This window comes from Devosia chinhatensis, assembly GCF_000969445.1.
Lineage (GTDB): Bacteria > Pseudomonadota > Alphaproteobacteria > Rhizobiales > Devosiaceae > Devosia > Devosia chinhatensis.
Genome location: NZ_JZEY01000054.1, coordinates 575,867 through 595,237, shown reverse-complemented (window position 1 = coordinate 595,237; position 19,371 = coordinate 575,867). Strand labels below are relative to the sequence as shown.

Below are 19,371 nucleotides of genomic sequence, written 5' to 3'. Positions count from 1 at the left end.
CGGAATTTGCGGGTGTGACCTTAGCGATGCCGCTGGGTCGAACAAGCTCAAAGCCTCACAATTCGACCTATGGCCTATGCGTTTTCAACCATTTCCGGGGGTGGCAATGCGGCGCGGGGCATCCTATGTCCATGCAAGCTTCCCCAGCGGCCCATTGCGCCGCCCCTATCCTGCGGAGACCATATGACCCAGGCCAAGCCACCCGTCGCCAAGATCGTTGCCCATTCCCACACCCACCATTCTATCGAGCGCGACGATCCTTATGCCTGGCTGCGGGCGGAAAACTGGCAGGAGGTCATGCAGAAGCCGGAGACGCTGGACAGCGAAATCCGGGCCTATCTCGATGCCGAGAATGATTATTACGAGTCCCAGTTCGGCCAAAAGACGGCTGACCTGCAGGACCAGATTTATAAGGAAATTCGCGGTCGCATAAAGGAAGACGACAGCGGCGTGCCGTCGCCCGATGGTCCGTTCGCCTACAATTCGCGCATGCTCGAGGGGAAGCAATACCCCCAGATCGTCCGTACGCCGCGCGAGGGTGGCGCGGAAGCTGTGCTTCTCGACTGCAATATCGAAGCCGGCGAGGGCTATTTCGGCTTTGCCGGGGCCAGCCACGATCCGTCCCACACGATATTGGCCTGGGCCGCCGACCGCGCCGGTTCGGAATATTACGACATCGTGCTGCGCGATCTTGAGACCGGTGCGGACAGCGACGACGTGATCCGCGAAACCGCCGGGTCCTACGTCTGGTCCAATGACAGTCGTTCGATCTACTATACCGAATATGACGACAACCATCGGCCCTACCGCATTCGGCGGCATGACCTGGGCACGCCGCAGGATGCCGATCCAATCATCTATGAGGAAAAGGACCCTGGCTTTTTCGTCGGTGTCGGCAAGACGCTGTCCGGTCGTTTCATCATTATCGATGCCCATGATCACCAGACCAGCGAAGTTTATCTGATCGACGCCAATAAGGGCGGGGCCCCGCGCCTGGTGGCACCGCGCCTCATAGACCGAGAGTACGAAGTCGATGAGCGCGAGGGCGTCCTCTATATCCGCACCAATGCCGAAGGTGCCGAGGACTACAAGATCGTCACGGTTTCCGCAGAGGAGCCCGGCGCCAATGGATGGCAGGACCTGGTGCCGCATCGCGAGGGTGTCCTCATACTTGATGTGGCCTTGCTCAGGAACCACATGCTGCGCCTGGAACGGGAAGACGGGCTGCCGCGCATCGTCGCCCGTGACCTGCGCACCGGCCGAGAGGCAATCGTTGGCTTCAAAGAGGAGGCCTATTCGCTGGGCATGTCGACCGGCTACGAGTTCGATACGTCCGTCTTCCGCCTGAGCTATTCCTCGCCGACGACGCCGAGCCAGGTCTACGATGTGGATCTCGACAGCGGCCAACGGACCCTGCTCAAGACCCAGGAAGTGCCTTCAGGCCATGACCCGGACCATTACGAGACCCGTCGCCTTTTTGCGACCGCAGCCGATGGCGAGCTCGTTCCGGTGACGGTGCTTTATCGCAAGAACCTCGTGCTGGACGGCTCCAATCCTACCCTGCTCTATGGCTACGGCGCCTATGGCATGTCGATGCCGGCGGCGTTCTCGGTTTCGATCCTGTCGCTGGTCGATCGTGGTTTCATTCACGCCACCGCCCATATCCGGGGCGGCATGGAGAAAGGGTATCGCTGGTATCGGCAGGGTCGGCGCGAGCACAAGACCAATACGTTTACCGATTTCATCGCTGCGGCAGAGATGTTGATCGATCAGGGCTACACCGCAAAGGGCAAAATTGTCGCCCAGGGCGGCTCGGCCGGCGGCATGCTCATGGGGGCCATCGCCAATATGCGTCCCGACCTTTGGGGCGGCATTATCGCCCAGGTCCCCTTCGTGGACGTGCTCAACACCATGCTGGACGACACCCTTCCGCTGACCCCGCCGGAATGGCCGGAATGGGGCAATCCGATCACCTCGGCCATCGACTACGAGCGCATCGCAGCCTATGCGCCCTATGAGACGGTCAGCGCGCAGGCCTATCCGCCAATTCTGGCGCTGGCCGGACTGACCGACCCGCGCGTGACCTATTGGGAGCCGGCCAAATGGGTCGCCAAGCTGCGGGCAACCAAGACCGGCGACGCGCCATTATATCTCAAGACGAATATGGGCGCCGGCCATGCTGGCGCCTCCGGGCGGTTCGATCGTCTCAAGGAAACGGCGCAATGCTACGCCTTTGCAATAAAGTCAGCGGGACTGGACGCTTAGTGTTCTCGCCGACATTGTTGCCTCCTCGCCCTCAGCCTATAACCCGAGCCGGATAGCCGGTTCTTCCAGCGTCAAACCATCCCGAACGGAGGCTAATATGACCACCAAGTTCACCCTGCCCGAGCTGCCTTATGCCTACGACGCGCTTGCGCCGTACATGTCGGCCGAAACGCTCGAGTTTCACCATGACAAGCATCACCAGGCCTATGTGACCAACGGCGAAAAGCTGCTCGAAGGTTCGGGGCTGGAAATCCTGCCGCTCGAGGACATCGTCAAGGAGAGCTTTGGCAAAAATGCTGGCCTCTTCAACAATGCCGGCCAGCACTACAATCACGTTCACTTCTGGAACTGGATGAAGCCCAATGGCGGCGGCAAGTCCCTGCCGGGCAAGCTGGCGGCCAAGGTCGACGAGGATCTCGGTGGCTTCGACAAGTTCCGTGCCGATTTCATCCAGGCCGGCACCACCCAGTTTGGTTCCGGCTGGGCCTGGCTGTCGCTCAACCACAAGACCGGCAAGCTCGAGGTCACCAAGACCGCCAACGGCGAATCGCCGCTAGTCCATGGCGGACACCCGCTCCTGGGCGTCGATGTGTGGGAGCATTCCTACTACATCGACTACCGCAATGCCCGCCCGAAATATCTCGAAGCCTGGTTCGACAATCTGGTGAACTGGGAACACGTGGAAAAGATGTTCGAGGAAGCCTCGGCCAAATAAGGCCCCGGCCTTATCGACAAGGCGGCGGGAGCAATCCCGCCGTTTTTTATTGCTTGTCTCCCGGCGGCAATGGCCGGGTCAGAACATAGCTGGCGCAGGCCAGCATCAAGACGGCTACGACGAGCCAGAGCCAGATATTGGGCCGCGCACCGATCCAGAAGATGGAAAAGCCGGCCGCCATACCCGCGCCAGCCCAGACCTTCGCCCGACGAGAAATCGCACCGTGTTCGCGCCAGTCGCGCAGGGTGCTGCCAAAGCGTGGATGAGCGAGGAGCCAGGCTTCGAGCCGAGGCGACGACCGTGCGAAGAACCACGCGGCGACAATGAGAAATATTGTTGTCGGCATCACTGGCAGGAAAGCGCCGACGATACCGAGGACGAGCATGACCAGTCCGGCAATCAGGTAAAGCGGCCTCAGCATGTGCTTATGCGCCAGGTGTGCGATGGCGCACTCAAGCAGCCCCGCCCCGCGCGCGAATTGCCCGCCCGCATGATCCACCGACCAATTTACGATGTTCGTCTTCTCCTTTGACAACTGGAACCGGCCCCTTCTTTCCCCCGTTCGGCCGTGTTAACGAAGCCTTTACCAATTGGGGGATCGTCGTGACCGTACCCGGCAAGAAAATTGCCATCCTCGCTGCAAATTCAGCCCTGACCGCCGTTTTGACGATGGTTGTGGCGGGCGACTCACGGCTGCGCGTTCGTCCCTTCGAGAGCGAAGCCGAACTCTTCGCCTATATGCGCATTGCACCGCTCGACATGCTGGTGGTCGATTTCGACCGGGAGGGCCGACCGGCCTTTGAGATGGTCGAGGCCATCCGACTTGACACCTCCTTCGTCTCGCGCGACCTGCCAGTGATTGCCCTTACCCGCGCGATCACCCCGCCGATGCGCCAGCAGGCGATCAGCGCCGGGATCGACGAAGTGGTCGTCAAGCCCATGTCTCCGCGGCACCTCTTGCAGCGCGTTCAGGCTCGGCTGATCACCCGTAGCGTCGTTGGCGCGCTTGGCCAGGGCTATCGTGGGCCCGAGCGACGCGCGCGGACGCCGATGCCCCGGCCATTGTCCCATCCGGGGCGGCGGTTCGGCGACAATGTCGTCCCGCTGTTCCCCGACCGTCGACAGGCACAGCGTCCTGAACTCGAGCCCATGGCCTAGAGCCCCTGGGGCGACGCCGGTTTACCGCCGCTGCTCGCGCACCCAGACCAGCTTGTTCCAGAGATCATCTACATTGTCGGCGAACTGAATGAAACGGTCGTGGCCCTGCACGGACGGCGCGAGCACATCGGCAGCAAAGCCGCGCACCACGTCGAATGCCCCGTGACGGTTGAGCATGACGACTGGCAGGGTGGAGGCCATCGACCAAGCCCGGAACAGGGCTGTTGCCGAAACCAGCGACCCAGGCAGGGCAACCAGCGCGGACGCGGCCTGCACCAGGTGAGCGAGCCGCTCCTGACGATCTTCGATGACGGTTACCGGAACGCTGGCAAGAGCCGGTGGCAGCGCCAAGGCGCGATCCGCCAGCAATTCCACGGACCCCTTGGCCGTCCTTGCTGCCGTGATGAGCGGCACAGGCAGGATATTGTCTTCGACAAGGCAGAGAATTCGGGCCCCTTTGCGCGCGAAGGCACGTCCCACATCGCTCATCAGGCTGGCGCGTTCTGGATCGCCCGGGCCACGATCCGAGGCGAAAATAGCGATCATTGGCGTGTCATTTGGTGCAGCCATGTCAGCGGCGTCCTCTGATGCTGCCCAATATCCCACGGACCAGTTCACGTCCCAGCGTATTGGCGATGGTGCGGGCGAAGGAATTGGTCGCGGCCTCTACCGGGGTCTGGCGTGTGCTGCGGCGCGGCGCCGCGGCGCGTTCGGCGCGCGCCTGCTCCCTCGCCAACCGGTCGGCATCGGCGGCACTTTCGGCGTCCTGGCGCGCCCGCTCATCGGCAAGCTGCTTGTCACGGGCGCGCCGATTGAGAATTTCGTAGGCCGCTTCCCGATCGATGACGCTGTCATAGAGGCCACCAACCGGCGAGCTGGCAATGGTGGCATCGCGCTCGGCCAGGCTGATCGGGCCGACCTGCGCTGACGGGGGACGAATGAAGGTGCGTCCCACCATGGAGGGAACGCCCTTGTCTTCGAGCACCGAGACCAGAGCCTCGCCAATCCCCAATTGCGTGATCGCTTCCTGGGTCGAGAAGGCCGGGTTGGGGCGGAATGTCTCCGCCGCGAGGCGCACCGCCTTTTGCTCGCGCGGCGTATAGGCACGCAGCGCATGTTGGACCCGGTTTGCCAATTGAGCCAAGACGTTTTCTGGAATGTCGACGGGGTTTTGGGTGACGAAATAGACGCCGACCCCCTTCGAGCGGATCAGCTTGACCACCTGCTCGACCTTGTCGACCAGGGCCTTCGGCGCGCCGTCGAACAACAGGTGCGCCTCGTCAAAAAAGAAAACAAGCCTGGGTTTGTCCGGGTCACCGATTTCGGGAAGTTCCTCGAACAATTCGGACAGGAGCCAGAGCAGGAACGTCGCGTAGAGGCGCGGCGACTGCATCAGCTGATCCGCCGCCAGTACCGACACAAAACCGCGCCCGTCGCTGTCGACGCGCATCAGGTCTGCGATTTCCAAAGCGCGTTCGCCGAAGAAATGGTCGGCGCCCTGCTGCTCCAGAACCAGCAACGAGCGCTGGATGGCGCCGATCGAGGCCGTGGTGACATTGCCATAGCGCCCCGAAATCTCCTTGGAGCGCTCCTGCAGATTGGTCAACAGGGCCCGAAGATCCTTGAGGTCGAGCAGCAGCAGGCCTTCCTCGTCGGCGACGCGAAAGGCGATGTTCAGCACGCCTTCCTGGGTATCATTGAGATCGAGGATGCGGCTCAGCAGCACCGGCCCCATCTCGGAAATTGTCGCACGCACCGGATGCCCCTGCTTGCCGAACAGGTCCCAGAACAGGGTGGGATACACATCGTCATGGTAGTCGTCGAACCCGATATCGGCAGCGCGCTGGGTCTGCCAGCCCTGCGCCCGGCCCATGCGCGAAATGCCGGACAGATCGCCCTTGATGTCAGCGGCAAAGACCGGCACGCCAGCAGCCGAAAAGCCTTCCGCCAGCACTTGCAGGCTCACGGTCTTGCCCGTGCCCGTAGCCCCAGTGATCAGGCCATGCCGATTGGCGTATTTGAGATTGAGATATTCCGGCCGATCGCTCGTCCCGAGATAAATCTTGCCATCGAGGAGCATGCCGGATCACCTGTCATGAAGAGACTCGCCCCGTTATAGCCACCTGCCCTGCTGCCGAACAAGCAAAGCCATTCACCACATTGCGGGCTTTGCCTCGCCTCGGTAGCAAAAACCGGCACAATGGCGGCATGCGCCAGTCCATTCCTGTCCATCGCCGCCATGTGCTCGCCGGTCTTTCCGGCCTCGCGCTGATCTTGCCTCAATCGGCGCAGGCCCAGCTCGCTATCCTCGATCCGCAGTCGGCTGCCGATCAGTCGATCGTCCTGCAGGACGCAATTCATGCCGCGTCAGGGTCAGGGCGTCTGAGCCTGCCTGCCGGCCGATTCCGTGCCAGCGGCCTCCGCTTTCCGTCCAATCTGCTCATAGAAGGTGTGCCCGGCGCCACCTGGCTGGTGGGCATGGGTCGCTCGATCGGCGCGATCACCGCACAATCCGATCTGGTATTGCGCGATATCGGCTTTGCCGGCGACAGCGGCTCCGAGCCCCTTCTGAGCATCGAGAGCAGCTCGGGTATCACGCTGGAGCGATGCCTGTTCCGAGACAGTCCGGGCATTGCCCTCAATCTCTTGGCCAGTGCCGCCACACTTAGGGACTGCGATTTCGCCGGCCATGGCGATGCCGCCATCCATGCGCTCGATAGTGTTGGGCTCCTTGTCGCCAGCAACCGCATTGCCAAGTGCGGCAATGCCGGCATTCGCATCTGGCGACAGGAGAGCGGCCTGGATGGCTCCATTGTCGTCAACAATCGAATCTCGGCCACGGATTGGCGGGATGGCGGCAACGGGCAGAACGGCAACGGCATCAATGTCTACCTGGCCGACGAGGTGATCGTCGCCGACAACCATATCAGTGACAGCGCTTTTACGGCCATTCGCCTCAATACCACCCGCAACACCCAGGTGACCGGCAATCAATGCCGCAGCTCCGGCGAGGTGGCGATTTTCTCCGAGTTCGGGTTTTCCGGCTCCATCATTGCCCAGAACGTGGTCGATACCGCCGCGACCGGCATTTCCATCACCAATATGGATGTGGGCGGGGCATTGGCCGTGTGTTCGGGCAATATCGTGCGCAACATCACACCGTCTTCCGCCGTCAATCCGGACACGATTCCGCTTGGCATCTTCGCTGAAGCCGACACGGCCATTACTGGAAATGTGGTGGAGAACGTGCCTGGCGTGGCCATTGGTGCGGGTTGGGGGCCCTATCTGCGCAATGTCGTCATTGCGGACAACGTGGTGACGGCCAGCGATATCGGGATCGGGGTCAGCCTGGCTGATGGCGCCGGCGGCGTCACAATTGGCGGAAATCGCATTGACGCGCGCCAGCATGGCCTTGCGGGAATGCTGTGGACCGAGGTTGCAGAGCCTGATCTTGCCAGCGCTACGGAACGCTATCCGCATGTAACGCTGCTTTAGCGTTGCCATTTGGCACAAAATCTCCTATTTTCGCCATTAGGAGACGAGACATGTTGAAGGAACTGCCGCGGACTGAGGCTGAACCGGAAGCCCCTCGCGTAACTGAAGCGGAGGCGCAGGCCATGGTGCGCGCCGTGCTTCGTCTGTTCGAACATTGGAAGCTGTCCGATGCGGAAGCCCGCGACATTCTCGGAGGGCTAGCGGCGCGAACCTACGCCCGGTGGAAAGCGGGAGAAATAGGTCGCATCGACCGCGATCTGGCAACGCGTTTATCCCTGCTGATGGGCATTCACAAGGGCCTGCGCTACCTCTTCACCGACCCCGAGCGTGGCTATGCCTGGGTCCGCAAGCCCAATCCCGCATTCGGCGGTCAAAGTGCTGTGGCAATCATGACTGCGGGAGATATTTTTTCCCTGGCGCGGGTCAGGACCTGGCTCGATGCGACACGTGGGGCCTGATGACGCCCGAAACGGTTGCGATCAACTGGCTCAAAGCCTACCGACTGATCCGCTCGATCTATCCCCCCATCGACCTCTTCGAGGATATTGCCGATCCAAGCGATTGGGAGGCCCTGGCCTCGGCTGAAGCCAAGACCAATCCGCGCGTCTGGGAACATCTGGGCCGGCTCGATCTGGTACCGCCCGCACGACGGGTGTCCGGCCCCGGCGCGAGCTATCTCATGGCGCCTTTCGTTCATGTCAGCCGAGACCGCCCCGGGCGCTTCACTGACGGTGCCTATGGCGTATTAAGCCTGGGCGATCGCGACGAAGTGGCGATCCGCGAGGTGGCGTATCATCATGCACGGCTGATGCGCGCCACCCATGAAGAGCCGGGCTGGACGTCGCAATTCCGCATGTTGGTAACTCGGCTGGACGCTGATCTGCACGACCTGCGGACGTTCCCCGATTGTCATGATCCTGACGATTACGCGGCATCCCAGGCGGTGGGCCGCGCTCTTCGCGCCGCAGGCAGCAATGGGGTCATCTACACCAGTGTCCGCTGCCCGGGAGGGGAATGCGCCGGGCTGTTTTGGCCCGACCTGCTGGCGCCGCCAGTGCAGGCAGACCACTACGACTTCCATTGGGACGGCGCCAGGGTGGACCGTATCCGCAACTGCGCCACCCAGGCGATCTTCGCGCTATGACGCTCTGGCTTGAGCCTGTCCCCTAAAAGCCTACTGCCCGCAATTCACCAACGCGCATGCCGCGCACATTCTTCGTCGGTTGCCGGACAAACTGTTCGAGCACGCTGCGCTGCGCCGCATCCGGCTGGGCATATTTCAGCAGCAAAGCGGCGACCATGGCGTGGCTGGCGGCCATGTTGCCGTCGTCGCATTTCAGCGCATAGCCCCAGCCCTTGTCGCGGATAGCGCCGCACTGGACGCCTTCCGCGCCGCCCTTTTGCATAAGCCGCCCCTCGAACGCTTCCATGACAAGCGTATCGAGATGCCCCGTTCCGGCTACGAGGTGCGGATGGGTCGTGGCCGCATCGAACAACGCCCTGGCCCCATGGCCATGCGCCTCGCTCAAGCCCTTGCCCGTTGCCATCCGGGCAAAACCGAGCGCCCATGCGCTGAGCGGCGCCGCCCAGGTTGGGATGGAGCAACCATCGGTGCCACAACGATCTTCGGTCAGCCCCTCTCCGATCACACCCTCCACCGCGGCACGCACGGCCTTTTGCACGTCGTGCTCACGATCGACATAGCCCTTGGGATCGATCCCCATGGCCAGTGCCACGCTCAGCATGCCGGAATGCTTGCCAGAGCAATTGTTGTGCAGCGCGCTCGGCTCCTGCCCCGCTGCGCGCAAGGCGGCGCGGGCCTTGCCATTGGTGGGCATATGGGCGCCGCATTCGAGGTCGCTTGCCGACAGCCCCATGCGTTCGAGGAAATGAGAGACATTGTTCAAATGCTCCTCCTCCCCATGGTGCGAGGCACAGGCTAGGGCCAGTTCTTCGCTGCGATGATGAAATTTCTCTGCGGCATGGTGGTCGAAGATTGCCAGCGCCTGCATCGACTTGATGGCCGAGCGTGGGAACACCGGTCGCGACACGTCTCCGCCCGAAGCGATTAGGTTCCCATCCGCATCGACGATGACGAAGGCACCCCGGTGGCGATTTTCGACCCAGTTGCCGCGCACGGCCTCTGCGAGAATCGGATTGGCGTCCATGTCATAAACTCCGGCCCTTTGCTGCCACGAACAGCAAAAGGGCCGGACAAGTCAACATGCATGGTTGAAGGCAGTCAAACGCTCTAGATATCTTTATCCGCAAGCGGCGTCAGGAAGCGGGAGTTCACCCATCCCCTGATAGAATTGCGCTCGACAAGGCACCAGTCCGAGGAATTGCGGACCTCGATGCATCGCTCGACCCAGACATGGGCTCCCGGCGCGAGCAATCCGGTTTGCTGCGAATAGCTCGCAGGCCATTTACGCACGTTGAGGTCGTCCCAGCGCGCCACGCCGGTGACTTGCGCGGGTCCTTCGACTGCGTATCCGGCGGCCATGGCCGGCTGAACCGCGAGGGCGGCGGCTGCGGTCATTACCAGGCCACACAGGGTGGCCAGCAGCACTTTCTCCTGAGATTTGTTCATGTTTTGCCCCTGAAATTCGAAACTGGAGCCGAGGATAGTCACGGCGGCTTGAACTTCGGCTGACCCCGCCGTTCAGATAGCGTTCATGTTGAACCAGCGTTTTCTCCTTGCGCTGCCCGCCTGCCCCACCAACAATGCAGGCACTCAAGGAGGATATCTGTCATGGCAAAAGTTCTGGTCACCGGCGGCAGTGGCAAGCTGGGACGGGCAGTGCTGCGCGATCTCGTGCAACACGGCTACGACGTGCTCAATCTGGACCAGCAGGCCTTGCCTGAACCTATCTGCCCGAGTGTCCGCATCGATCTCACCAATTTCGGCGAGGTCTCCGCCGCTATCCTGGGTGGCATCGATGAGCGTGGCGGTCCCTTCGACGCCGTGGTGCATCTGGCGGCTATTCCCGCGCCCGGCCTCGCCGCCAATGCCAGAACCATCACCAACAATATGAGTGCCAGCTACAACGTCTTCGAGGCGTGCCGGCTGGCTGGTATCAAGAATGTGGTGTTCGCCTCAAGCGAGACCGTCTTGGGCCTGCCATTCGACACTCCACCGCCGTATGTGCCTGTCGACGAGGACTATTTTCCACGCCCCGAAAGCGCCTATTCGCTGGGCAAGTTGCTTGACGAGACCATGGCGGCTCAGTTCTGCCGTTGGGACCCGGATCTGCGCATGGTGGGGCTGCGCTTCTCCAATGTCATGTATCCTGAGGATTATGCAGCCTTCCCCGGCTTCGACACCGACCCCCCAAGGCGCAAGTGGAACCTCTGGGCCTATATCGACGCCCGCGACGGCGCCCAGGCCGTTCGCCGCTCCATTCAGGCAGACTTCAAGGGCTTTGAAGCCTTCGTCATTGCCAATGCGGATTCGGTAATGAGCCGGTCAAATATGTCGCTATTGGCCGAAGTGTTCCCCGATGTCGAGCAGCGGGGCAATATTGCCACGAATTCCACGCTGCTCTCCATCGACAAGGCCAAACGGATGCTGGGCTACTCGCCGCAATTCAGCTGGCGCAACGAGGTCTAGCCTATGTGCCGGTAGGACCTGGCGCGTCTCGCCCTATTTCATCCAGAACATGGGAACGAGATCGACCGAAACGGGCTCGTTGCTTTCATTGGTGGCCATGATGTCGGCCATGTGGGCCCACCATCGTTTCATCACCTCGGTGCTCGGCAGGTCGGCCATCGTGTGGTCGACCCGGCGCCATAGCACGCCGATCAGCGTGTTCGTCTCCTCGTCGAGATGAATGGAATAGTCCTTCACCCCGGCGGCATGCAGCAGGTCGACCAGTTCGGGAAAGATCGCGTCATGGCGGCGGCGATATTCTGCGGCCATGCCAGGATTGAGTTTCATCTTGAAGGCGTGTTTCTCGAAGCCGTCATCGATGATCATGCCCGTTTTTCCTTCCACATCCGCCACAGGATCGGCAGCGCGATCACCACGATCAGCAGCGTGCCGGTAAAGATCGACATGACGATGCCTGGCACGTTCAGCAGACCGAGCCCGAAGGTGACAAGACCGATGATCAACGCCGCGAGCACAACGCCGATGATGGAACCGGCGCCTCCCAGGATGGAGACCCCCCCGAGCACCACCATGGTGATGACATCAAGTTCGAAGCCCTGCGCAATTGAAGGACGTGTCGAGCCTAGTCGCGCTGTCAGCAACACGGCCGCAATGCCGCTCATGAGGCCGGTGAGGCAAAACAGCACGAACTTGATGCGATCCACCCTGACGCCGGAAAACTGCGCCGCGGTCGCATTATTGCCGATGGCAAAGACGCGTCGACCGAAATTGGTGCGGTGGAGCAGCACATAGAAAATGACGGCGGCGACGAGGAAGAGAACCAGTTCGAAAGAGATGACCCAGAAAACATAGCCTTGTCCGAACCAGGCAAAGTCACGCGGATAACCACCGAAGCTCTGATCGCCCAGAATGATAAAGGCAATGCCACGGAACAGGCTCATGGTGCCGATGGTGACCACGATGGAGGGCAGTTTCAGCACGGTGACGAGAAAACCGTTGAAGGCGCCACAGGCAAGCCCTGTCAGGATGCCAACGAGCACAAGGACGGGCGTGGGCGCTCCGAAGGCGTTGAGCACCAGCCCCATCAGCGTCGAAGCCAGGGCAATGATCGAGGCGACCGACAGGTCGATCTCGCCGGTGATGATGACCAGCGCCATGGCGAGGGCAATCAACGCCTTCTCGGTGAAATTGAACGTCATGTCGCTGAGCGACCAGGCGTTGAGGAAATAAGGCGAGGCGATCGAATTGGCGACAAAGATGCCGATCGCCACCAGGACCAGCAAGCTTTCCCAGCTGAGCAGGGCCGACCTGAACGGATTGTCGAGCCGGTCAGGAAGGCGCCGGACTGTCGAGGTTGTGTCGGTCATGCGGCCACCTCGGCTTTCTTGAGGATGATGCGCCCTTTCCGCGTCTCACCGCGGGCGTTGAGCACCACGGCGATCAGGATCGCAGCGCCCGAAATGGCCATCTGCCAGAAGGGCGACACCCCGATAACCGGTAGAGCATTGTTGACGACGCCCAGGAAGAGGGCGCCAAGCAGCGCTCCAGCGACGGTGCCGATGCCACCGGCGATGGAAACGCCACCGATGACGCAGGCAGCGATGATGGTCAGCTCGTAGCCGCTGGCTACCTCCACGGAGGCGATCACATAGCGCGAAATCCAGAGATAGCCGCACAGCCCCGAGACCGCGCCGGATATAACGAAAGCCAGGAACTTGGTACGTCCCACATTGATGCCAGTATAGACCGATGCCGTCGGATTGACGCCGATGGCATAGAAGGAGCGACCCATTGGCGTGCGCGTCATCAGCACGAAGAACAGCGCCGCCACAACGATGGCAAACCAGGTCAGGATCGGCAGGCCGATAAGGGATCCGCGCTGGAGCTGGATGAAATCGGGGCTCATCTGCGCGGCATTGACCCAGGCGCCGCCGGAAATGACGAAGACCAGGCCCCGGAAAATTGTCAGCGTGCCGAGCGTCACCACGATAGGCGGAATATCGAGCTTCCACACGAGGATACCGTTGAACGCCCCGAGCGCCCCACCGACAATGATGCATCCGGCAATCAGGAAGGGGATCGGTATCATCGGGAATGCTGCATTGACCATGGCCACGATCATGCCGGTAAGCGCCAGGTTCGAGGCCATGGACAGGTCGATGGAGCGGGTCAGGATCACCACCATCTGCCCGAGTGCAAGCATCATCAGGATGGATGTGTCGTTGAGAATGGTCAGCAGGTTGGATGGCTGGCTGAACCGGCTGAAGCGCCACGTCACGAGCACGATGACGGCAATGATCGCCAGCGCCAGCCAGATTTCACGGTTCCTGAACAGCCGGGTCATGCGGCCTGCTCCGCGGCAATGCCGGCAGCAAGGCGCACCAGGGTTTCGGGCTGCAGGTTTTCATTGTCCAGAATGTCGACCACAAGGCCTTCGCGCATGACCACGATGCGGTCGCTCATGCCCAGCACTTCGGGAAGCTCGGACGAGACCATGATCACGCTCAAACCCTGTGCCACCAATTCCCCCATGAATTCATGTACGGCCGCCTTCGAGCCGATATCGATGCCCTTGGTAGGCTCGTCGAGAATGATCACCCTTGGCAAAGTTGCCAGCCACTTGGCGATCACCACCTTCTGCTGGTTGCCGCCGGAAAGGGTGGATACATTCTGGCTGAGTGATGAAGCGCGCAGGTCCAGCCGCTCGGTATAGGTGCGCGCCAGCCTGAATTCCTCAGCCATAAGCAGGAAGCCGGAGCGGCTGGTCTTGCCAAGGCTGGGCAGCGACACGTTCTTGAAGATCGGCTCGCCGGTGATGACGCCCTGCTTGCCGCGTTCCTCGGGTACATAGACAATGCCCGCCTCCACCGCATCAGCTGGCGACAGGGGCGCAATGGTTTTGCCCTCCAGCACCATCGCGCCGCCGGAAGGTTTGGTCATGCCAAACACAGCCTGCATGACTTCGGACCGCCCTGCCCCGACCAGGCCGTAAAAACCCAGGATTTCCCCTTTGCGGACCGAGAAGGAGACGTCCTCGAATTCTGTCGGGTGGCTCAGCCCGCTCACCTCCAGCACGGTTTCGCCGATGCTGGCCTTGCGCGCCGGGAAAATCTGATCGACGGAACGGCCCACCATCAGCTTGACGATTTCGTTCTGCGGCGTGTCTTTGATAAAGCCCTTGCCCACCATTTCGCCGTCGCGGAACACGGTGTAGCGATCGGCAATTCGGTAAATCTCGTCGAATTTGTGCGAAATGAAGAGGATGGCCTTTCCGTCCTGTTTGAGCAGGTCGACCAGCACGTAAAGCTCTTCGATTTCCTTCTGGGACAAGGCCGCGGTGGGCTCGTCCATGATGACGACCTGCGCATCGACGCTCAGCGCGCGCGCCACTGCCACCAGATGCTTCTTGGCGATGCCCAATTCCTTGAGCGGCATGGCGGCGTCGATGCCGGCGGCCATGGAGTCGAGTGTGAGTTGCGCTTCCCGGCGCATTGTCTTCCAGTCGATCAGCCCAAAGCGGGTCCGCGGTGCATGCCCCAGATAAATGTTCTCGGCCACGCTCAACTCGTCGAACAGCACCGTTTCCTGGTGGATGGCGGTGATGCCGGCCTGCGATGCCGAAATTGCCGTGGGCAGGCTGATCGCCTGACCCCTTACCAGGATTTCGCCGTCGTCGGGCTGATAGATGCCGGTCATGGTCTTGACCAAGGTCGACTTGCCCGCTCCATTTTCCCCGATCAGCGCCGTGACCTCGCCGGCATAAAGCTCCAACGACACGTCGTTGAGCGCCCGCACGCCGGGAAAGCTCTTGGATATGCCGGAAAGGGTGAGGATGGGGTCGGTCATGCGTCTTCCTTGGCGTCTGCGCGCAATGGATGCGATCCCCTCTCCCCTGGGGGCAGAGGGTTGGGGTGAGGGGCCTTCCTGAGCATGGAAAGGCCCCTGACCCGCCGCTGCGCGTCGACCTCTCCCCCCAGGGAGAGGTGAACAAGATCAATAGATCTTGGAGAACTCTTCGATGTTGGACGCATCGAACTGGAACGGCGCAGCCATAGCGGCTGAATTGGTGTCGTCGAGCGTGACTTCGCCAACCTTGCCGATCGAGAAGGTGGCGCCCGGCGCGGCTTCTTCGCCATCCACCAACGCCTTGGCCAGGAACACGGCCGAATAACCGAGATCGATCGGGTTCCACAGGGCCACCGCCTGGCTTGCGCCATTGTCGATGAACTGCTTGAACTCGGACGGCAGGGCCAGGCCGGTGACGTTGATCTGTCCGATCAGGTTCTGGTCGGTGACGACCTGCGCGGCGGCGACCACGCCCACGGTGGTCGGGGCGATAATGGCCTTGAGATCCGGGTAAGCGGCAATCAGGCCCCGTGCCTCTTCAGTCGATTTTACCGAGTCGTCGTCCCCATAGACCGTTGCCACGAGATTGATATTGGGGAACTTCTCGGGGATGACGGCCTTGGCAGCTTCGATCCAGGCATTCTGGTTGGTCGCGGTGGACGCCGCCGACAGAATGGCCACGTCACCGCCTTCGGGCAGATAATCGGCAGCCAGCTTGATAATGGTTTCACCGATCAGGTTGACGTCAGAGGGGTTGAGGTGCAGCTGGCGACCCTCGGGCGCAACACCCGAATCCCAGGAGATCACCTTGATGCCGCGTTCCATGGCGCGCTGCAGTGCAGGCACCAGGGCGTCCGGATCGTTCGCCGAAATCGCGATGGCATCGACCTGCTGAGCGATGAGAGAATTGACCACTTCGATCTGGGCTTCAGCGGTCGCAGCTGTCGGCCCGGTATAGATCAACTCGACGTCGCCGAGCTCGGCTGCCGCCTCTTCGGCACCCTTGGCAGCGGCGTCAAAGAAGCCGTTGCCAAGCGATTTGACGACCAAAGCGATACGCGTCTGGTCCTGCGCGGCAGCCGGTGCCGCGATCATCACGGCCACAGTGGCCGTCGCGGCCAGCAGTTTGAACAAGTTCATAAAAAGGTCCTCCCTAAGGTCTTTTCGTTTGATCTCAGGCCACGCTCGACTGTGCCTGAGGGGTTGCGTCCGCCACGATGAGCCGGACGCCTGCCGTTTCGAGCATTTGTCGGTCTTCGTCGCGAATGCCGGCATCGGTAACGACAGCGGCAATTCGATCCAGGCCGCAGAGAATAAGGCTCGAGCGGCCGGAAAATTTCGAGGAGTCAGCGAGCACGATGAGCTCGTCGGCCTGCCCGATCAGCGCCAGTTCGGACTGGACGACCATCGGGTCGGCCTCCATGAGGCCATGGGCGCCTATGCCCTGGCAGCCGATGAACATTCGTTTTGCGTAAAAGTGCGATGCCACCACGCCGCCAAAAGGCGAGAGAATGACATTCTGCTCGCGATAGACGGTGCCGCCGGGAATGACGACCGAGTTGCGCGAATTGTGGATGAGGAACTCGGCAATGGCGAAGCTGTTGGTGAAAACGCTGAGCCGCTTGGCCGTCAGGTGATGCACCATCTGGTAGGTGGTTGTGCCGCCATTGATGATTATCGGCTCGCCGTCAGCGCACATCTCGGCGGCAACGCGCGCGATTGCGCGCTTTTGCGCCATGTTGATCGTTTCGTTGACTGAAAAGGGCCGTCCCATCAACCCACCCTGCGCCGGGGGATTTATGGCTTCCGCTCCGCCCCGTACCCGGCGCAGCTTGCCCTGCACGTGCAGCGCCGCGATGTCCCGCCGAATGGTGGCTTCCGACGAATTCGTGACCTCGCAAAGCTCGCCCACGGTGACCACGGGGCGGGACTGTGCGGCGGCAAGAATAACGCGGTGGCGTTCCGTTTCGTGCAAAGCTGATACTCCCTAGGCACATTTCCTTCCACCGCTTGCGATCAGAGTCAATCACCAAGATAGCATTTTCGATCATTATCGCGCATTGATGACAATTAATGATCGAGGATGATTGACATCCCAGGGTCAGTCATGCCCTCTTCCGCCAAAACGTTTGCTGCCGATCTGGAGGAAAAGTCATGTCCACCGCGCCCAAGCGCCTCGAAAACAAGTGGGACGACGCCAAGGCAGCGTCGATGGGCGAGCCGGAGCGCTTGGTCTACCGTTCGAACCTTCTCGGGTCGGACAAGCGCGTCACCAATTACGGCGGCGGGAACACTTCGTCGAAAATCTGGCAGAAAGATCCGCTGACCGGTGACGAGGTCCAGGTTCTCTGGGTGAAAGGCTCGGGCGGCGACAATGCCTCGATCAAGCTCGACGGCTTTGCCACCCTCTACATGGACAAGCTGCGCGCCTTGAAGGGCCTCTATCGCGGCGTCGAGCACGAAGACGAGATGGTGGGCTACCTCCCCCACGCCACCTTCAATCTCAACCCGCGCGCCTCCTCGATAGACACCCCGCTCCATGCCTTTGTGAACCGGCCCTATGTCGATCACATGCACCCGGATGCGATCATCGCCATCGCTGCATCGAAAAACTCGAAAGAGCTGACGCAGCGGATCTTCGGCGACGCGATCGGCTGGCTGCCCTGGAAGAAGCCAGGCTTCGAGCTCGGCCTGTGGCTCGAAAAATTCTGTCTCGATAACCCGAACGCCAAGGGCGTCGTGCTCGAATCCCATGGTCTATTCACTTGGGGCGACACGCCGAAGGAATGCTACGAGACCACCGTTGCCATCATCAACCAGGCGATCGAATGGTTTGAGAAGGAAACCGAAGGCAAGACCATTTTCGGCGGCGGAGCCGTGCAGTCGCTGCCCGCCGAAGAGCGCCGCGCCATCGCCGCCAAGCTGATGCCCAAGATTCGCGGCTTCATCTCGGAAGACAGCCACAAGCTGGGCCATTTCGACGATAGCGACGCGGTGCTCGAATTCGTCAATTCCAACAACCTACGCCCACTCGCGGCGCTCGGCACTTCCTGTCCCGACCATTTCCTGCGCACCAAGATCCGCCCGCTTGTGATCGATTTCGATCCCCAAAACCCCGATGTCGATGCCGTCATCGCCGGTCTCGCCGATCAGATCGCCGACTACCGCGCCGATTACGCGGCCTATTACGAGCGCTGCCGCCATGACAATTCGCCCGCCATCCGCGATCCCAACGCCGTCGTCTACCTGATCCCGGGCGTCGGCATGATCACCTTCGCCAAGGACAAGGCCACGGCCCGCATTTCCGGCGAGTTCTATGTCAACGCTATCAATGTGATGCGCGGCGCCTCGACCGTCTCCGAATATCAGGGCCTGCCCGAGCAGGAAGCCTTCGACATCGAATATTGGCTGCTCGAAGAGGCCAAGCTCCAGCGCATGCCCAAGCCGAAATCCCTCGCCGGCAGAATTGCCCTGGTCACCGGCGGGGCCGGCGGCATCGGCAAGGCCACGGCGGCGCGCCTGCTGCGCGAAGGGGCCTGCGTCGTGCTTGCCGATATCGACCAGTCCGCGCTCGATAACGCGACCGTGGAACTCTCCGGCATCTTCGGCGAGGACATGGTCCGCCCCGTCAACATCAACGTTACCCGCGAAGACCAGGTCATTGCCGGCTTTGCCCATGCCGTGGTCGAGTTCGGCGGCCTCGACATCCTGGTCTCCAATGCTGGTCTGGCTTCTTCCGCGCCAATTGAGGACACCACGCTCGATTTGTGGAACAAGAACATGGACATCCTGTCCACGGGCTATTTCCTCGTCTCGCGCGAGGCCTTCCGACTGTTCCGCCAACAGAAGATCGGCGGCAATGTCGTGTTCGTCGCCAGCAAGAACGGCCTCGCCGCCTCGCCCAATGCCGCCGCCTATTGCACGGCCAAGGCCGCCGAAATTCATCTCGCGCGCTGCCTTGCCCTTGAGGGTGCAGGTGAGCAGATCCGTGTTAACACGGTCAATCCGGACGCTGTGCTGCGTGGCTCGAAAATCTGGGCCGGAGAATGGCTGGAACAGCGCGCCTCGACCTACAAGACCGACAAGGATGGCCTTGAGGAAATGTACCGCGAGCGCTCCATGCTGAAGCGCAGCGTCTTCCCCGAAGACATCGCCGAAGCCATCTATTTCTTCGCCTCTGAAGCCTCGGCCAAGTCCACCGGCAATATTCTCAACGTCGACGCGGGCAACGCCCAGAGTTTTCCGCGGTAGCACTAACAAGGCCCCCTCACCCGCCGCTGCG

The 19,371-nt window shown here is 61.4% G+C and carries 19 protein-coding genes; 8 read left to right on the top strand and 11 right to left on the bottom strand.

The window, feature by feature from the left end; genetic code table 11:
- The first annotated feature begins 183 nt into the window (after nucleotides 1-183).
- The gene (locus VE26_RS02950) at nucleotides 184-2,265 is read left to right on the top strand and encodes a S9 family peptidase (RefSeq protein ID WP_046103702.1); all 2,082 of its coding nucleotides are present in this window, start codon (nucleotides 184-186) and stop codon (nucleotides 2,263-2,265) included.
- Between the two features lie 97 nt (nucleotides 2,266-2,362).
- The gene (locus tag VE26_RS02945; RefSeq protein ID WP_046103701.1) at nucleotides 2,363-2,980 is read left to right on the top strand and encodes a superoxide dismutase; all 618 of its coding nucleotides are present in this window, start codon (nucleotides 2,363-2,365) and stop codon (nucleotides 2,978-2,980) included.
- 46 nt (nucleotides 2,981-3,026) lie between these two features.
- Here the strand turns inward: VE26_RS02945 and VE26_RS02940 are convergent, their stop codons facing one another.
- Nucleotides 3,027-3,401 (bottom strand): YbaN family protein, encoded by a 375-nt coding sequence (locus VE26_RS02940; RefSeq protein ID WP_084619893.1) that lies wholly within the window; start codon nucleotides 3,399-3,401, stop codon nucleotides 3,027-3,029.
- Between the two features lie 182 nt (nucleotides 3,402-3,583).
- Here VE26_RS02940 and VE26_RS02935 point away from each other — a divergent pair, with 182 nt between their 5' ends.
- Nucleotides 3,584-4,138 carry a response regulator gene (locus VE26_RS02935; RefSeq protein ID WP_046103700.1) on the top strand — a complete coding sequence of 185 codons (555 nt, stop codon included), beginning with the start codon at nucleotides 3,584-3,586 and terminating at the stop codon, nucleotides 4,136-4,138.
- Between the two features lie 21 nt (nucleotides 4,139-4,159).
- On the opposite strand, the gene VE26_RS02930 is transcribed toward VE26_RS02935, so the two are convergent.
- Together VE26_RS02930 and VE26_RS02925 are read right to left on the bottom strand one after the other, a co-directional pair.
- Nucleotides 4,160-4,708, bottom strand: a complete 549-nt coding sequence (locus VE26_RS02930; RefSeq protein ID WP_152658691.1) for an LOG family protein — start codon at nucleotides 4,706-4,708, stop codon at nucleotides 4,160-4,162.
- A 1-nt stretch (nucleotide 4,709) separates the two neighbouring features.
- Nucleotides 4,710-6,218, bottom strand: a complete 1,509-nt coding sequence (locus VE26_RS02925; protein WP_046103698.1) for a helicase HerA-like domain-containing protein — start codon at nucleotides 6,216-6,218, stop codon at nucleotides 4,710-4,712.
- A 128-nt stretch (nucleotides 6,219-6,346) separates the two neighbouring features.
- On the opposite strand from VE26_RS02925, the gene VE26_RS02920 reads away from it, so the two are divergent.
- Genes VE26_RS02920 through VE26_RS02910 form a run of 3 tightly spaced genes read left to right on the top strand, consistent with a single transcriptional unit; the run spans nucleotide 6,347 to nucleotide 8,777 of the window.
- Nucleotides 6,347-7,633 (top strand): TIGR03808 family TAT-translocated repetitive protein, encoded by a 1,287-nt coding sequence (locus VE26_RS02920; protein WP_152658690.1) that lies wholly within the window; start codon nucleotides 6,347-6,349, stop codon nucleotides 7,631-7,633.
- Between the two features lie 50 nt (nucleotides 7,634-7,683).
- Nucleotides 7,684-8,091, top strand: coding sequence for an MbcA/ParS/Xre antitoxin family protein (locus tag VE26_RS02915; protein WP_046103697.1), 408 nt, complete (start codon nucleotides 7,684-7,686; stop codon nucleotides 8,089-8,091).
- Nucleotides 8,091-8,777: an RES family NAD+ phosphorylase gene (locus tag VE26_RS02910; protein WP_084619891.1), complete on the top strand. Its 687-nt coding sequence runs from the start codon at nucleotides 8,091-8,093 to the stop codon at nucleotides 8,775-8,777. The genes VE26_RS02915 and VE26_RS02910 overlap by 1 nt, the downstream gene beginning before the upstream one ends.
- Before the next feature lie 22 nt (nucleotides 8,778-8,799).
- Here VE26_RS02910 and VE26_RS02905 read toward each other — a convergent pair whose 3' ends face one another.
- Together VE26_RS02905 and VE26_RS02900 are read right to left on the bottom strand one after the other, a co-directional pair.
- Entirely contained in the window at nucleotides 8,800-9,801 is a 1,002-nt protein-coding gene (locus VE26_RS02905) for an asparaginase (RefSeq protein ID WP_046103696.1), read from the bottom strand.
- Nucleotides 9,802-9,884: 83 nt separating this feature from the next.
- Entirely contained in the window at nucleotides 9,885-10,265 is a 381-nt protein-coding gene (locus tag VE26_RS02900) for an SH3 domain-containing protein (protein WP_152658689.1), read from the bottom strand.
- A 120-nt stretch (nucleotides 10,266-10,385) separates the two neighbouring features.
- On the opposite strand from VE26_RS02900, the gene VE26_RS02895 reads away from it, so the two are divergent.
- Nucleotides 10,386-11,243: an NAD-dependent epimerase/dehydratase family protein gene (locus tag VE26_RS02895; protein ID WP_046103694.1), complete on the top strand. Its 858-nt coding sequence runs from the start codon at nucleotides 10,386-10,388 to the stop codon at nucleotides 11,241-11,243.
- Nucleotides 11,244-11,276: 33 nt separating this feature from the next.
- On the opposite strand, the gene rhaM is transcribed toward VE26_RS02895, so the two are convergent.
- From rhaM to VE26_RS02865, 6 genes are all read right to left on the bottom strand, one after another.
- Nucleotides 11,277-11,609 carry an L-rhamnose mutarotase gene (gene rhaM, locus VE26_RS02890; protein WP_046103693.1) on the bottom strand — a complete coding sequence of 111 codons (333 nt, stop codon included), beginning with the start codon at nucleotides 11,607-11,609 and terminating at the stop codon, nucleotides 11,277-11,279.
- Nucleotides 11,606-12,610 carry an ABC transporter permease gene (locus VE26_RS02885; RefSeq protein WP_046103692.1) on the bottom strand — a complete coding sequence of 335 codons (1,005 nt, stop codon included), beginning with the start codon at nucleotides 12,608-12,610 and terminating at the stop codon, nucleotides 11,606-11,608. Before VE26_RS02885 ends, rhaM begins: the two co-directional genes overlap by 4 nt.
- On the bottom strand, nucleotides 12,607-13,587 hold the full coding sequence (locus VE26_RS02880; RefSeq protein ID WP_046103691.1) for an ABC transporter permease: 981 nt from the start codon (nucleotides 13,585-13,587) through the stop codon (nucleotides 12,607-12,609). Before VE26_RS02880 ends, VE26_RS02885 begins: the two co-directional genes overlap by 4 nt.
- Entirely contained in the window at nucleotides 13,584-15,089 is a 1,506-nt protein-coding gene (locus VE26_RS02875; protein WP_046103690.1) for a sugar ABC transporter ATP-binding protein, read from the bottom strand. Before VE26_RS02875 ends, VE26_RS02880 begins: the two co-directional genes overlap by 4 nt.
- A gap of 147 nt (nucleotides 15,090-15,236) precedes the next feature.
- On the bottom strand, nucleotides 15,237-16,229 hold the full coding sequence (rhaS, locus tag VE26_RS02870; protein ID WP_046103689.1) for a rhamnose ABC transporter substrate-binding protein: 993 nt from the start codon (nucleotides 16,227-16,229) through the stop codon (nucleotides 15,237-15,239).
- Between the two features lie 34 nt (nucleotides 16,230-16,263).
- On the bottom strand, nucleotides 16,264-17,064 hold the full coding sequence (locus VE26_RS02865; protein WP_046103688.1) for a DeoR/GlpR family DNA-binding transcription regulator: 801 nt from the start codon (nucleotides 17,062-17,064) through the stop codon (nucleotides 16,264-16,266).
- A gap of 179 nt (nucleotides 17,065-17,243) precedes the next feature.
- Between VE26_RS02865 and VE26_RS02860 the strand changes: the two genes are divergently transcribed.
- A complete protein-coding gene (locus VE26_RS02860; protein WP_046103687.1) occupies nucleotides 17,244-19,340 on the top strand; it encodes a bifunctional rhamnulose-1-phosphate aldolase/short-chain dehydrogenase in 2,097 nt (698 codons plus the stop codon).
- Nucleotides 19,341-19,371 lie beyond the last annotated feature (31 nt).

What these genes read in the sequence shown, in the direction of transcription:
- VE26_RS02950 (WP_046103702.1), top strand. Translation starts at nt 184, where the DNA reads ATGACCCAGGCCAAGCCACCCGTCGCCAAGATCGTTGCCCATTCCCAC.
- VE26_RS02945 (WP_046103701.1), top strand. Translation starts at nt 2,363, where the DNA reads ATGACCACCAAGTTCACCCTGCCCGAGCTGCCTTATGCCTACGACGCG.
- VE26_RS02940 (WP_084619893.1), bottom strand. Translation starts at nt 3,401, where the DNA reads ATGCTGAGGCCGCTTTACCTGATTGCCGGACTGGTCATGCTCGTCCTC.
- VE26_RS02930 (WP_152658691.1), bottom strand. Translation starts at nt 4,708, where the DNA reads ATGGCTGCACCAAATGACACGCCAATGATCGCTATTTTCGCCTCGGAT.
- VE26_RS02925 (WP_046103698.1), bottom strand. Translation starts at nt 6,218, where the DNA reads ATGCTCCTCGATGGCAAGATTTATCTCGGGACGAGCGATCGGCCGGAA.
- VE26_RS02920 (WP_152658690.1), top strand. Translation starts at nt 6,347, where the DNA reads ATGCGCCAGTCCATTCCTGTCCATCGCCGCCATGTGCTCGCCGGTCTT.
- VE26_RS02915 (WP_046103697.1), top strand. Translation starts at nt 7,684, where the DNA reads ATGTTGAAGGAACTGCCGCGGACTGAGGCTGAACCGGAAGCCCCTCGC.
- VE26_RS02910 (WP_084619891.1), top strand. Translation starts at nt 8,091, where the DNA reads ATGACGCCCGAAACGGTTGCGATCAACTGGCTCAAAGCCTACCGACTG.
- VE26_RS02905 (WP_046103696.1), bottom strand. Translation starts at nt 9,801, where the DNA reads ATGGACGCCAATCCGATTCTCGCAGAGGCCGTGCGCGGCAACTGGGTC.
- VE26_RS02895 (WP_046103694.1), top strand. Translation starts at nt 10,386, where the DNA reads ATGGCAAAAGTTCTGGTCACCGGCGGCAGTGGCAAGCTGGGACGGGCA.
- rhaM (WP_046103693.1), bottom strand. Translation starts at nt 11,609, where the DNA reads ATGATCATCGATGACGGCTTCGAGAAACACGCCTTCAAGATGAAACTC.
- VE26_RS02885 (WP_046103692.1), bottom strand. Translation starts at nt 12,610, where the DNA reads ATGACCGACACAACCTCGACAGTCCGGCGCCTTCCTGACCGGCTCGAC.
- VE26_RS02880 (WP_046103691.1), bottom strand. Translation starts at nt 13,587, where the DNA reads ATGACCCGGCTGTTCAGGAACCGTGAAATCTGGCTGGCGCTGGCGATC.
- VE26_RS02875 (WP_046103690.1), bottom strand. Translation starts at nt 15,089, where the DNA reads ATGACCGACCCCATCCTCACCCTTTCCGGCATATCCAAGAGCTTTCCC.
- rhaS (WP_046103689.1), bottom strand. Translation starts at nt 16,229, where the DNA reads ATGAACTTGTTCAAACTGCTGGCCGCGACGGCCACTGTGGCCGTGATG.
- VE26_RS02860 (WP_046103687.1), top strand. Translation starts at nt 17,244, where the DNA reads ATGTCCACCGCGCCCAAGCGCCTCGAAAACAAGTGGGACGACGCCAAG.